This is a genomic window from Streptomyces sp. NPDC002130 (assembly GCF_040296465.1).
In the GTDB taxonomy this organism is placed as follows: domain Bacteria; phylum Actinomycetota; class Actinomycetes; order Streptomycetales; family Streptomycetaceae; genus Streptomyces.
This window is the reverse complement of record NZ_JBEOXI010000002.1, coordinates 57,787-71,278: the sequence shown is the minus strand read 5'-3', so window position 1 is coordinate 71,278 and position 13,492 is coordinate 57,787. Positions and strand designations below refer to the sequence as shown.

The window sequence follows — 13,492 nt, the reverse complement described above, 5'->3', positions numbered from 1 at the left end:
CGAGAGGCAAACAGACGCCGATGACGGTCACCAGCAATCGGACGACGGACCCGCCGCGGCACCGGAGCGGGGGCACCGGCCACGGCAACCGGGGCGCGCCCCGGGACCACAGGCGCCGGCGCGGCCGCCGCCGCGGCGGCATACGCACCGCCCTCCTGATCACACTGGCGCTGCTCGTCCTGGCCGCCGGCGGTGCCGGCTGGCTGTACCTGAAGCTGGACGGCGACATCAGCACGTTCGACTCCGGCGGACTCTCCGACAACCGCCCCGACGCCGGTTCGTCGAAGGGCCAGAACGTCCTGGTCATCGGCTCCGACACCCGCACCGGCGGCAACAACGCGCTGGGCGGCGGCGAGAAGGACGACGTGGGCCGCTCCGACACCGCCTTCCTGCTGCACGTCTACGCCGACCACCGGCACGCGATCGCCGTCTCCATCCCGCGTGACACGCTGGTCACGATCCCGCCCTGCAAACTGCCCGACGGCACCTGGACCAAGGCCCGGCCGAACACCATGTTCAACGCCGCGTACTCGGTCGGCCAAACCGCCGAGGGCAACCCGGCCTGCACCCAGAACACGGTCGAACAGCTCACCGGGCTGCGCGTCGACCACACGGTCGTCGTCGACTTCAAGGGCTTCGCGGAGCTGACGGACGTGGTGGGCGGGGTGCGCGTGTGCCTGCCGCAGAACGTCTACGAGAACGATCTCAACCCGCATCTCACCGCCCCGGGCAAGCTGCTCTTCCCCAAGGGCGAGCAGACCGTGTCGGGGCAGAGGGCGCTGGACTACGTCCGGATCCGGCACGGCATCGGCGACGGCTCCGACATCGGCCGGATCAAACGCCAGCAGGCGTTCGTGGCGAGCCTGCTGAAGGAGGTCAAGAGCAAGGGCCTCACCCCCACGAAGCTGTTGCCGCTGGCCGACGCCGCCACGAAGTCCCTCACCGTGGACCCGGGCCTGGGCTCCGCCGACAAGCTGATCTCCTTCGCGATGTCCCTGAAGGACATCGATTTGCACAACACCAAGTTCGTCACCCTGCCCTGGCGTTACGAGGGATCCCGGGTGGCGATCGTCCAGCCGGACGCGGACGCCCTGTGGGCCGCGCTCAGGTCCGACCGCACGATCGACGGCAAGAACGCCGGCGGGAAGAAGAGCGCGACGTCCGGTTCCGGGGCCTCTTCCGCCTCCCCCGCGCCGGTCTCCGGTGAGGGCGTCGACGTCGCCGTCTACAACGGCACCGCCGTCCCCGGCCTGGCCGCCCGCGCCGCCGCCACGCTGACCGGGGACGGCTTCACGGTGACGGGCACGGCGACGGCGGCCGAGCAGGACCACACGACGACGCTGGTCGAGTACGGACCGGGCCTGGAGGACCGGGCCCGGACCGTGGCCCGGACCTTCCCCGGAGCCGAGCTCCGGTCCACGACCGGCAGCGGGATCAGCGTCGTCCTCGGGCAGTCGTACGCGGACGACCCGGCGGCGGGCGCCTCGGCGTCCCCGGCGCCGACCGCCGTGCCCTCCGAGGTCGCCGACGGGGCCAGGTCCGCGGACGACGACCCCTGCTCGAACCTCACCTACGGCTGACGCCGCCGCTGCCGGGTCCGGGCCGCCGCCAGGGCCAGGGCGTACAGGCCGAGGACGACGGCCGGCAGCAGGTAGTACGCGGCGGGCAGGACCGTCATGCCGAGGGCCGCCCCGAGGGGGCTCGGAGGGAGGAGCAGGCCGACGGCGGCGAGGCCGGCCGCCGCCAGGCCGACCGGGCCCGGCGCGCGGCCCGCTGCGTCGCGCCGTCCGGTGCGCAGGAGCAGCATCACCGCGGCCTGGGTGAGCAGGTTCTCGGTGAACCAGGCGGAATGGAACACGGCTTCGTCGTCCACCGTGTCGGGGCCGTTCAGCGCCAGCGCGAGGACGGCGAAGGTCGCGAGGTCGGCGAGCGCGTTGAGCATCCCGAAGCCGAGGGCGAACCGGAGGAAGGAGCGCGGCCTCAGCACCGCCGGGCCGCGCAGGGCCGCCGTGCCGGGACGGTCGTGGGCGAAGGCGAGCTGGGCCGCGTCGAAGCACAGGTTCTGGGCGAGCACCTGGGCCGGGAGCATCGGCAGGAAGGGCAGGAGGAGACCGGCGGCGAGCATGGCGACGACGTTGCCCAGGTTCGAGGAGAGCGTGACGCGCAGGTACGAGGCGATGTTGCCGCTGGCGTGCCGGCCTGCGGTGATCGCGTGGCCGATCGCCGTGAGGTCCTTGTCGGCGAGCACGACGTCGGCGCTCTCCCGTGCCACGCCGACGGCCGAGCGGGGTGCGATGCCGACGTCGGCGGCGCGCAGCGCGGCCACGTCGTTCACACCGTCGCCGAGGAAGCCCACGGTGTGCCCGGCGGCGCGCAGCGCGGTGACGACGCGGGCCTTGTCCTCGGGGGTGCAGCGGGCGACGACCGTCGAGCCGCCCGGGCCGTCGGCGACTTGTGCGGCGGTGCGTACCTCGCCCGGGTCCAGACCCAGGTCCCGGCAGGCCCGGGCCGCCGTGGCCGGGTGGTCGCCGGTGAGCACCTTCACGGTGACGCCGCGGTCGGCCAGGGCGCGCAGCGCCTCGGCGGCGGTGGGGGCGAGGGCGTCCCGGAAGGTCACCAGGCCCCGGAAGGCCAGGCCACGGGCGTCGGCCGTGCGGGCGCCGGCGGGGCGGTCGGCCGTGGCGACGGCCAGGACCCGCAGCCCGGCGTCCGCCTCCCGGGCGGCGAGGGCGAGCAGCCGCTCGCGTTCGCCGGGCGCTGTCGCGCAGCGTTCCAGGACGGCCTCCGCGGCGCCCGTGAGGACGACGGTGTGCTGTCCGAGGCCGCCTCGTACCACCGCCGTCGAGGTGCGCCGCACGGGGTCGAACGGCACGGCGTCCACCCCGTCGTACTCCTCGCCCACCGGCCCGGCCGCCTCCAGCAGGGCCTCGTCGAGGGCGTCGGGGGAGGGCAGTTCGGCGAGCTGGAGGGTCCACCAGGCGCCGACGGCGGCCCAGCGCAGCACCTCGGGGTCGTCCCGGCCGGCCGGGTCGAGGGCCCGCTCGACGACGGGACGGTCCTGGGTGAGGGTGCCGGTCTTGTCGACGCACAGCACGTCGACCGCGCCCAGGTCGTGCAGGGCGGGCAGCCGTTTGACGATCACGGCGTGCGCGCGGGCGAGGAGGGCGGCGCCCCGGGCCAGGCAGGTCGTGACGATCACCGGCAGCATCTCGGGCGTCAGCCCGACGGCGACCGCGACCGCGAAGGGCAGTGTCTCCAGGCCGCGGTCGCGCAGGGTCGCGTTCGCCATCAGCACCAGCGGCGGTGTCAGCAGCATGAACCGGATCAGCACCCAGGAGATGCCGTGCACGGACCGGTCGAAGGCCCCGCCCTGCCGGGGCGCGTCCGGCACACGGTGGGCGGCGGCGAACCGCGTTCCGGCCCCGGTCGCGGTCACGACGGCGGTGGCACTGCCGGAGGCGACCGTGCTGCCCTGGAAGCACAGCCGGGACTCGTCGGGGACGTCGTCGTCGGCCGCCCGCTTCGCCACCGGCGCCGACTCCCCGGTCAGTGCCCCCTGTTGCACCATGAGCCCGCGGGCCCGCAGCAGCCGTACGTCCGCCGGGACCAGATCGCCGGGACCGAGCCGGAGCACGTCGCCGGGGACCAGCTCGGCGACCGGCACCTCCCGGGGGTCCGGCTGCTCGGCGGGGTCGGTGCGGCGCAGCACCGTGGCGGTGCCCGCGACCAGTTCGCGCAGGGCGGCCAGGGAACGGTCGGCCCGGTGTTCCCCGCTCGCCCGCAGCACACAGCTGACCGCGACCAGGGCGAGGATCACCACGGCGGTGCCCCAGGAGGCGACGGCGGCGGACACCAGGCCCAGGCAGAGGAGTACGGCGGTGAAGGGGTCGCGCAGGGCGCGTGCGCACCGGCGGAGCCAGGAGGGGGTGCGGCGGTCCGGCAGCGTGTTCTCGCCGAACGCGGCCAGCCGGGAGGCGGCTTCCGTGTCGGTCAGCCCGCGGGGCCCCGACTCCAGCCGCCGCAGCACCTCCAGTGTGGTGCCGTCGGCGGGCTCAGAGGCCATGGAGGCGGCGGCGCGCCGGTGCGGCGCGGTCCGTGAGCCGGTCCACCAGGAGCCGTACGACCTCGACGACGTCGGGATCGTCGACGTAGTACACCTGCCGGCGGCCCTCACGGCGGGAGCGGACGAGTCCGGCCAGCTTCAGCTTGGTGAGGTGCTGGCTGACCGCGGGCAGCGCGCCGCCGACCCGCTCGGCGAGCCCGGTCACGTCGCTCTCGCCCTGCGCCAGCGCCCAGACGATGTGCAGCCGGGCGGGCGAGGCCAGCAGGGCGAAGGACGCGGCCGCCCGGGCGAGCACGTCCTCGGAGGGGTCCTCGAAGCCACCGCCGGCTGCCGCCACCGTCACCGCCCCTTCCGTCGCCTGCCTCGCCCTGTGCGCCGCCCCAGTCTAGGCGGGCCTGGGAGGCCCCCCGCGGCACGCGTTCCTCACCTCGTCAGGCCGCTTCGCACAGACGGCCGAACCGCATGGACGGTATGGAAAAGCCGAGGTGAGAGCATCCGCAACCGCCCTTCGTTCGACCGGCCGGACAGATCATCACGATGCGGCAGCATCAACTCACGGCATGTGGCCGCTCACTTGACGACCAGTGGTCACACACGGTTGGCTCCGGGCCAGCGAGAGTCATCCGGCCGGTGCGTCCCTGCGGCCCCGTCCGCACTCTCACCCTGCTCTTGCTCGGCCGCACAGCGAGGTCCGCCCCCCATGAACACTCCTTGCCCGCCTCACACCTCCGGCAGAGGCATCCGGGTCGCGGCCCTGTTGTCCGCCCTGTGTCTGCTGGTCTCGGGCTGCTCCCTCCTCGGCGCCGCCGACGACGGAGCGGGCGGGGACGCCGCGGGCGGACCGGGCGGCGGGATGAAGGTCGCCCTGATCACCCACGGCGGCAAGGGGGACGCCTTCTGGGACCTGGTGCGCAGGGGTGCCGAGACGGCTGCCGCCAAGGACGGCATCCACCTGACGTACGTCGGCGACGCCGACCCGGCCGCGCAGGCCGGGCTGGTGCGGGACGCGGTCCGCGACAAGGTCGACGGCATCGCGGTGACGCTGGCCAAGCCGGCGGCGATGCGGGGCCCGATCGCCCGCGCCAGGGCGGCCGGCATCCCCGTCGTCGGACTCAACTCCGGGATCGACGCCTGGCGGCCCGCGGGCCTGCTGGAGTACTTCGGCCAGGACGAGTCCGTCGCGGGCCGGGCCGTCGGGGACAAGCTGAACGACGTCAAGGCCCGGCACGCCCTGTGCGTGGTGCACGAGCGGGGCAACGTCGCGCTCGAGGCGCGCTGCGCCGGAATGCGGAAGACGTTCCCCGGCGCCACCGACAACCTGTACGTGGACGGCAGCGACATGAACGCGGTGACCGCCACGATCGCCGCACGGCTGCGGCAGGACACGAGCATCGACGAGGTCGTCACCCTGGGCGCCCAGTACGGGCTCAGCGCCGTCAAGGCCGTGCGGCGGTCCGGCAGCCGGGCGAAGGTCGCCACCTTCGACCTCAACAAGGACCTGGTGCAGGCGGTGCGCAGCGGTGAGGTGCAGTTCGCCGTGGACCAGCAGCCCTACCTGCAGGGCTACCTGGCGGTGGACGCCCTGTGGCTGTACCGGACCAACGGCAACGTCAGCGGCGGCGGAACGGCGCCGGTGCTCACCGGTCCCGCGTTCGTGACCAGGTCGAACGTGTCCGCCGTGGCACGGTTCGCGGCCGCCGGGACCCGGTGACCGGGCGCTTCCTGTGACGGTGTCGCCAAAGATTCGGTCAGGCCCGGCCCGCAGGTCCACTTGTACGGATAACATCCTGCGCATCCCATGTGCCGTGCCCGGGACGGCACCCACCCCTCGCCCGTCCCCCACACCCCCCGGCCGCTTCCCCTCCTCCCCGTTCCTCACCCCCCGCTGATCGCCCTAGGACGACGATGTCTCGACGGACAGGTGCCCGGCGCCGCCTCGGTTCCATACGCCTCTCCCTGGTGCTCCTGGCCCTCGTGCCCAGCGTCACCCTCGCCGCGATGTGGGGCGTGACGACGATCCAGATGTTCTCGGAGGGCCTCAGGCTGCGCGACCAGACGGAGCTCAGCCGGTCGACCGGCGCCATGGGCACCGACGCGACGCTCGCACTGCAGCGGGAGCGCAGCCTGTCGGCCGCCTGGCTGGCCTCCGCGAAGGGCTCCCGGGCGGCCCTCGACGCCCAGCGCGAGGAGACCGACAAGGCGGTGGCCAAGCTGGTCGGGCAGGCGGACGCGATCGAGAAGGCACCCGCGCGCATATCCGACCGGCTGTACTCGGTGCTGGGCTCGGTGGGCAGCCTGGAGTACTACCGGGACCAGGTGGACAACCCCACCGACATCACGCCGCAGCAGGCGCTGGACCAGTACTCGTCGATCATCGACGACCAGATCCACGCCTTCCAGGAGCTGTCCCAGGTCGACGACGGTGACCTCACCTCGCAGGCCGGCCCGCTGATCGGTCTCGAGCACGCGGCGGAGCTGGTCTCCCAGGAGGACGCTCAGCTGACGCTGGCCTGGCCGACTGGGCACCTGGACGACAAGACGTGGACGCAGTTCACGGAACTGGTGAACACCCGGCGCTGGCTGGTCCAGGACCAGGTCGTGCCGCAGCTGACGGGCAGCGCCAAGGAGCAGACCGAGCGGATCCTGGCGAGCCGGGACTGGCAGACGCTGCAGTCCGTCGAGGACCGGGTGCTGGCCTCGCGCAACGCCGACGGCAGCGCCGACCGGATCGCCCTGCCGGACGCGCAGAAGCAGTGGTCCGCCGCCATGGACAAGCTGTCCGATCAGTACACGGCCCTCATCCAGCAGCAGACGGCGAGCCTGCTGCAGCGCAGCGCCGACAAGGCGGACGCCCTGCTGCTCAAGGCGGCCCTGCTGAGCGCCGGCGGGCTGCTCGCGCTGCTGCTGTGCGTCGGCATGTCGTGGCGGATCACCCGCTCGCTGTCCCGGCGGCTGCGCGGCCTGCGCCGGGCCGCCGTCAGCCTCGCACAGGAGCGGCTGCCCGACGTGGTGGCGCGGCTGGAGCGGGGCGAGACGGTCGACCCGGAGTCGGCGACCACCCCCCTGGACTACGGACACGACGAACTCGGCCAGGTGGCCCGGGCGTTCAACACCGCCCAGCGCACCGCCGTGCACACCGCCGTCGAACTCGCCGACACCCGGCGCGGCTTCCAGAAGATCATCCTGGGCATCGCCCGGCAGAGCCAGAACCTGGTCAACCTCCAGCTGAGCAAGCTCGACACGCTGGAGCGCGAGCACACCGACCCCGACATCCTCAAGGGCCTGTACGAACTGGACTCCACGGCCAGCCAGTTGCGCCGCTACGAGGAGAACCTGGTCATCGTCAGCGGCGAACGGCCCGGCCGCAGCTGGAGCGAGCCGGTGGCGCTGATGGACATCCTGCGCAGCGCGGTCGGGGAGGTCGCCGAGTACCAGCGGGTGGAGGTGCTCACCGAGGAGGAGGTGTGCGTCGCGCCGCCCGCGGTCGCCGACGTCATCCATCTGCTGGCCGAGCTCATCGACAACGCGACCGCGTACTCCCCCGCCCCGAGTTCCGTCACGGTGCGGGCGGGGATGGTGGCCAAGGGCCTGGCCGTCGAGGTCGAGGACCGGGGCCTCGGCATGTCGGAGGAGGACTACGCGTCCTTCAACGAACAGCTGGCGGTGCCCCCGCAGTTCGACGTGGTGGCGCTCGCCGACGACCTGCGCCTCGGCATGTTCGTGATCGCCCAGCTGGCGCACCGGCACGGCATCGCCGTCACCCTGCGCTCGTCGCCGTACGGCGGGACCACGGCGATCGTGCTGATCCCGCACGAGATCGTGGTCCGGGAGCCGGCGGGCGGCGCGGCGCCGCAGCCGCGGGCCGCCGGGGCGGGAACCGGTCCGAACGGACTCGCGGCCCCGGCCGGCCCGAGCGGAGCGGGCGGCGGCGCGAAGGACGGCGACGCCCAGGAGGACGCGCTGGTGGCGGTGGACGGGCTGGTGGCGGTGGACGGACGGGATGCGAGGGACGCCGAGCCGAGCGGGGCGCCCCAGGGCGCCGGGGGGTCGGGGGGAACCGGAAGCGCCGCCGGGTCCGTTCGCGAGCTCAGACCCCTCGTCACGGCCCGCACCGCCTCCGCCGCCCCGTCCGCCGAACGCGAGGTCGTCCCCCGCCGGGACGGTCTCGCCCCGCTGCCCCGCAGGGTGCCGCAGACCAGCCTGGTGGAGGAGCTGCGCGAGGAAGCCGCACCCGTCGACGACGGCTCCCCCGACGACTTCACCGCGGAGGCCGCCGCGTCCTCCCTGGCCGGCTTCCAGCGCGGCACGCTCCGGGCCCGTGACGACGACACCGAGCCGCCCCACCCCGACGAGACGGCCGTGGTGCCCCGGCAGACCGCCGCCGATCCCGTCGCCCCGACTCCGCCCGCCGACCGCTGACGAAGGACACCGCAATGACACGCCCCATCCCCGCCACGCACACCCAGCTCGACCAGCTGCTGACCGGACTCGTGGAGCGGGTCGCCGACGTGAACCAGGCCGTGGTGCTCTCCGAGGACGGCCTGGTGGTCAGCAAGTCCACCGGATTCCTGCGCGACGACGCCGAGCGGCTCGCGGCGACCGCGTCCGGGCTGATGAGCCTCAGCAAGGGCGTCAGCATGGACTTCCGGGGCGGTCCGGTGCGCCAGGCGCTCATCGAGATGGCCAACAGCTATCTGATCCTGACCTCCGCCGGCCCCGGCGCGCATCTGGTCGTGCTGACCGGGCCGGGCGCGGACGTCGGGGTGGTGGCCTATCAGATGAACATGCTGGTGAAGAAGATCGGCGAGCACCTCAGCGCGGCACCTCGGGGCATGGCCGGCCCCGTCGTCGATCCCGGCGTGTGAAGTGGACGTAGGTGATCCGGCGGGCCGGCTGGTCAGGCCGTTCGCTCTGACCGGTGGGCGGACCCGTCCCAGCCGCGCCGACTTCACGCTCATCTCGACGGTCACGGCGGTCGATCAGCCGCCCGCCACGGCGGTCCGGTGCCAGCCCGAGCACACCCGGATCCTGCGGCTGTGCGCCGAGCCGGTCGCCGTGGCGGAGCTGGCCGCCCGGCTCGATCTGCCGGTGAGCGTGGTCGTCATCATGCTGTGCGACCTGCTGGAGGCGGGCCGGATCACCGTCCGTCCGCCGCGCCTCGTCTCCCGTACCTCCCCGGACCTGGACCTGCTGCAGAAAGTGAGGGACGGCCTTGGCCGGCTCTGACCTTGCCACTGACGCGTCTTCGGCACCCGACACGGTCAAGATCCTCATCGCCGGGGGCTTCGGCGTCGGCAAGACCACCATGGTCGGGTCGGTCAGCGAGATCGTCCCGCTGCGCACCGAGGAACCCCTGACCATGGCCGGTCTGGGCATCGACGACCTCGACGGCATCGAGGAGAAGCGGGCCACCACCGTGGCCCTGGACTTCGGCCGGATCACCCTCAGCCGGGAACTGGTGCTGTACCTGTTCGGTACGCCGGGGCAGCAGCGGTTCTGGTTCATGTGGAACGACCTGGCGCTCGGCGCGCTCGGGGCGGTGGTCCTGGTCGACGTGCGCCGGCCCGAGTCCAGCTTCGCCGCGATCGACTTCTTCGAGCGCCGGGGCATTCCGTTCGTCGTCGGTGTCAACGGCTTCCACGGCGAACACCCGTATCCGCCCGAGGACATCAGGGAGGCGCTGGCGGTGCCGGATCACGTCCGGGTGCTGCTGTGCGACGCCCGGGACCGGGAGTCGTGCCGGGACGTGCTGATCGCCCTGATCGACCAGTTGATCGCGTCGGCGGTGCAGGCGTAGGGGCGGCTGAGGCCGGCGAGCCGGCCCGGGCGGTTGCGGTCGTCCGGGCCGGTTGCCGTCAGGCCGTCAGTTCAGGCCCGCCGACTTCAGCCACGCCGTCGCCACGTCCAGCGGGTCCTTCTTCTCGAGCTGCACCTGCGCGTCCAGTTCCAGGAGCGTCTTGGTGTCCAGCTTGGCGGAGACGGCGTCGAGCGCGTCGACGCCCTTCTGGTCGAGGCCGCTCTTGTTGACCAGCGGGGTGACGTTGGCGAACCCGAAGAGGTTCTCCGGGTCCTTCAGGACGACGAACTTCTCCTTCACGATGGTCGGGTCCGTGGTGAAGATGTCCGCGGCCTGGATGGTGTTCTTGGCCAGTGCCGCCTGGGTCAGCGGGCCTCCCGCGTCGAGCGCCTTGAAGGACTTGAACTCCAGGCCGTACACCGACTTCAGGCCCTTCAGGCCCTGTTGCCGGGTCTGGAACTCGGGCGAACCGCCGATCACCAGGTCCGGGGCGGCGTCCTTGAGGTCCGCGAGGGTGGAGGAGGAGGTGAGCTTGTACTTCTCGGCCGTCTCGGCGTTGACGGTGACCGAGTCCTTGTCCTCGGCCGGTGACGACCGAAGCAGCGTCAGCCTCTTGTCCAGCTTGGCCTTGACCGCCTCGTTCACCGCGTCGGCGGACTTCTGCTCGGCCTTGGGGTCCAGGTAGGCCAGCAGCGAGCCGTTGTACTCCGGCAGCACGGTGACGGAGCCGTTCTTCATCAGCCCGTACGTCGTCTCACGGCTGCCGATGTTGTGCTTGTAGGTGACCTCGATGCCCTTGGCCTTGAGGGCCTCGCCGTAGATGTCGGCGAGCAGGGTGCTCTCGGCGAAGTTGTTGGAGCCGACGACGACGGTGCCGGCCTTCGCCTTCTCGCCCGCGAGGGGGTTGTCGCCGGAGTCGCCGGACGAACAGCCCGCGAGCAGCGCCGCAACAGCGGTGAGCGCGACGGCCGCCGCGCTGGTGTGCCTCGTCCTGGACCTGCTGCTCTTCGCGGTGAAAGTCATCCACCGATCCAATCCAGCCGCTTTGTGATCAGTCAAGAGCCTCCTGGTCACGGTTTGTCACAGACCCGGCCGTCAACGTCGGCGGACTCCCGGCGACACGGCCACCCGGCCCGCCACCCAGAACAGCGCCAGCGTGACGAGGGCCAGGACGGCCACCAGTGTGGCGCCGCCGACGACCTTCTCGTAGTCGCGCTGGTAGAGCCCGTCGACGATGTACCGGCCGAGGCCGCCCAGGCTGACGTAGGCGGCGATGGTGGCCGTCGACACGATCTGGATGGCCGCCGAGCGCAGACCGCTCAGGATCAGGGGCAGCGCGACCGGCAGTTCGACCTGGAACAGGATCCGCGACTCGTGCATGCCCATGCCCCGGGCGGCGTCCACCGGGGACGGGTCGACGGTGCGCACCGCCTCGTAGGTGGTCACCAGGATCGGTGGAACCGCGAGGATGACCAGGGGGATCATCACGGGCAGCAGGCCGAAGCCCATCACGATGACGATGAGCACCAGCAGGCCGAAACTGGGCAGTGCGCGGGCCGCGGTGGCGATGAAGGCGAGGGCGTTGCCGCCCCGCCCGGTGTGCCCGGTCAGCAGCCCGACGGGCAGGCCTATGGCGGCGGCGAAGGCCAGGGCGAGCAGTGAGTACTGGACGTGTTCCAGGAGGCGTTGCGGGATGCCGTCGTAGCCGTGCCAGTGGGCGCTGTCGCTGAAGAAGGCGTTGACGAAGTTCAGTACGTTCACCGGGTCACGTCCTGGGGGGCGGGCAGGGGCTGCTGCCGCACTCTGGTCTTCGGGCGCCTGCGGGTGCCGCTCGGCATCCACGGGGTCAGCGCGACGCGCAGCAGCACCAGCAGGGCGTCGCACAGGATGGCCAGGACGGCCGTGGTGACAACGGAGTTCACGGCCAGTTCGGGGCGGTCGTACTTCTGCGCGTCGGCGAGCAGGTTGCCGAGCGCGCCCTGGTTGCCGATGAGGGTGCCGACGCTGACCAGGGAGATGCTGGAGACGGTGGCGACCCGGAGCCCGGCGATGATGGCGGGCACGGCGATCGGCAACTGCACCTGGAGATAGCGGCGTACGGGGCCGAAGCCCATGGCGGTGGCCGCGGCCAGGGTCTCCTGGGGCACGGACCGCACCCCGTCGACGATGGCCGGGACGAGTACCACGAGGCTGTACACGGCCAGCGGGATCATCACGGTCAGCTCGGTCTGGCCGGTGTAGTCGATGAGGACGACGAAGAAGGCCAGCGACGGGACGGCGTAGAGGATGGTGGTGGCGCCGAGCACCGGGGGGTACAGCCAGCGGAAGCGGACGCAGAGCTGGGCGAGCGGCAGCGCGAGCAGCAGCCCGGCCAGGACGGGCAGCAGGGCCTCGCGCAGATGGAGTCCGATCAGGCCGGCGTAGCTGTGCTGGAGGTCGCTCGGGATGTCGAAGAAACCGTCGAAGAAGCCGTTCACGAGGCGACCTCGGCCACGTCGGCGTGGCCTGCGGCGTGGGCGCTGCGGATCGCCTCGCCGATGGCCGCCTGCGAGACCACGCCGGTCACCCGGCCGGTGTCGTCCACGGCGACGGCCCAGCCGGCCGGGGAGAGCACGGCGCAGTCGAGGGCGGCCCGAAGCGAGTCGGTGCCGGGGACGAACGGCCGTCCGTGCGGCAGGAGCCGGCCGGGGTCGATGTCGCCGGCCGTCAGGTCTGCCGGTTCGGCCCAGCCGAGGGGCTTCCCCTCGGCGTCGGTGACCAGGAGCCAGGGGGCGTCGGCGGCGGCGATCCGCTCGGCGGTGGCGTCCACCGGGATCACCGGGCCGGTGGTCAGCGGGAGTTCGGCGGAGGGGAAGAACGACAGCCGCCGGATGCCGCGGTCGGCCCCGAGGAAGTCCTCGACGAAGGCGTCGGCGGGGTGGGACAGCAGCTCGGCGGGGGGCGCGTACTGAGCGAGGTGACCGCCCTCGCGCATCACGGCGACCATCGTGCCGAGTTTGATCGCCTCGTCGATGTCATGGGTGACGAAGACGATGGTCTTGCCCAACTCGTCCTGGATGCGGAGCAGTTCGTCCTGGAGGCCCTTGCGCACGACCGGGTCGACCGCCGAGAACGGCTCGTCCATGAGCAGCACGGGCGGGTCGGCGGCGAGCGCCCGGGCCACGCCGACGCGCTGCTGCTGGCCGCCGGACAGCTGGTACGGGTAGCGCTTGGCGAGCGTGGAGTCGAGGCCCACGCGTTCCATCAGCTCCGCCGCCCGGGCCCGGGCCTTCTGCTTGCCCCAGCCGAGCACGCGCGGCACCGTGGCGATGTTGTCGAGGATCGTGCGGTGCTGGAAGAGGCCGGCGTTCTGGATGACGTAACCCATGGAGCGGCGCAGGGTGGTGACGGGCCGGCGCTGGATGTCCTCGCCGTCGAGGAGGATGGTTCCCTCGCTCGGTTCGACCATCCGGTTGATCATCCGCAGGGTGGTGGTCTTGCCGCAGCCCGAGGGTCCGACGAGGACGGTGATCGAGCGGTCGGGTATCTCCAGGGAGAGCCGGTCGACAGCCACCGTGCCGTCCGGATAGCGCTTGGTGACTGATTCGATCCGTATCAAGGCGCCGGAGCCCTTCGGGTTGGCGGAAGCGTTG

The 13,492-nt window shown here is 72.5% G+C and carries 12 protein-coding genes; 6 read left to right on the top strand and 6 right to left on the bottom strand.

All coding sequences use genetic code 11. The annotated features are described in order from the left end of the window. Positions 1–20: 20 nt before the first annotated feature. Positions 21–1,580, top strand: coding sequence for an LCP family protein (locus ABT116_RS00780; protein ID WP_351625850.1), 1,560 nt, complete (start codon positions 21–23; stop codon positions 1,578–1,580). Here ABT116_RS00780 and mgtA read toward each other — a convergent pair. After that, complete coding sequence (gene mgtA, locus ABT116_RS00775) at positions 1,571–4,063, bottom strand: magnesium-translocating P-type ATPase (RefSeq protein ID WP_351625849.1); 2,493 nt, start codon at positions 4,061–4,063, stop codon at positions 1,571–1,573. The genes ABT116_RS00780 and mgtA overlap by 10 nt on opposite strands. Beyond that, a complete protein-coding gene (locus ABT116_RS00770; RefSeq protein ID WP_351625902.1) occupies positions 4,053–4,400 on the bottom strand; it encodes an ArsR/SmtB family transcription factor in 348 nt (115 codons plus the stop codon). The genes mgtA and ABT116_RS00770 overlap by 11 nt, the downstream gene beginning before the upstream one ends. A gap of 363 nt (positions 4,401–4,763) precedes the next feature. Between ABT116_RS00770 and ABT116_RS00765 the strand changes: the two genes are divergently transcribed. The 5 genes from ABT116_RS00765 to ABT116_RS00745 all read left to right on the top strand — a co-directional run bounded on the left by ABT116_RS00765 (position 4,764) and on the right by ABT116_RS00745 (position 9,860). After that, positions 4,764–5,774, top strand: coding sequence for a substrate-binding domain-containing protein (locus ABT116_RS00765; RefSeq protein ID WP_351625846.1), 1,011 nt, complete (start codon positions 4,764–4,766; stop codon positions 5,772–5,774). A 194-nt stretch (positions 5,775–5,968) separates the two neighbouring features. Beyond that, positions 5,969–8,482 (top strand): sensor histidine kinase, encoded by a 2,514-nt coding sequence (locus ABT116_RS00760; protein WP_351625843.1) that lies wholly within the window; start codon positions 5,969–5,971, stop codon positions 8,480–8,482. A 14-nt stretch (positions 8,483–8,496) separates the two neighbouring features. Further along, a complete protein-coding gene (locus tag ABT116_RS00755) occupies positions 8,497–8,928 on the top strand; it encodes a roadblock/LC7 domain-containing protein (RefSeq protein ID WP_020271575.1) in 432 nt (143 codons plus the stop codon). 1 nt (position 8,929) lies between these two features. Beyond that, positions 8,930–9,289, top strand: a complete 360-nt coding sequence (locus ABT116_RS00750; RefSeq protein ID WP_351625834.1) for a DUF742 domain-containing protein — start codon at positions 8,930–8,932, stop codon at positions 9,287–9,289. Beyond that, positions 9,276–9,860 (top strand): GTP-binding protein, encoded by a 585-nt coding sequence (locus ABT116_RS00745; protein ID WP_351625831.1) that lies wholly within the window; start codon positions 9,276–9,278, stop codon positions 9,858–9,860. The genes ABT116_RS00750 and ABT116_RS00745 overlap by 14 nt, the downstream gene beginning before the upstream one ends. Positions 9,861–9,926: 66 nt before the next feature. Here the strand turns inward: ABT116_RS00745 and ABT116_RS00740 are convergent, their stop codons facing one another. From ABT116_RS00740 to ABT116_RS00725, 4 genes are all read right to left on the bottom strand, one after another. Further along, complete coding sequence (locus tag ABT116_RS00740) at positions 9,927–10,883, bottom strand: ABC transporter substrate-binding protein (RefSeq protein ID WP_351625828.1); 957 nt, start codon at positions 10,881–10,883, stop codon at positions 9,927–9,929. 72 nt (positions 10,884–10,955) lie between these two features. Continuing rightward, entirely contained in the window at positions 10,956–11,621 is a 666-nt protein-coding gene (locus tag ABT116_RS00735) for an ABC transporter permease (RefSeq protein WP_351625826.1), read from the bottom strand. Then, a complete protein-coding gene (locus tag ABT116_RS00730) occupies positions 11,618–12,337 on the bottom strand; it encodes an ABC transporter permease (protein WP_351625823.1) in 720 nt (239 codons plus the stop codon). The genes ABT116_RS00735 and ABT116_RS00730 overlap by 4 nt, the downstream gene beginning before the upstream one ends. Further along, positions 12,334–13,458 carry an ABC transporter ATP-binding protein gene (locus ABT116_RS00725; RefSeq protein WP_351625900.1) on the bottom strand — a complete coding sequence of 375 codons (1,125 nt, stop codon included), beginning with the start codon at positions 13,456–13,458 and terminating at the stop codon, positions 12,334–12,336. Before ABT116_RS00725 ends, ABT116_RS00730 begins: the two co-directional genes overlap by 4 nt. Positions 13,459–13,492 lie beyond the last annotated feature (34 nt).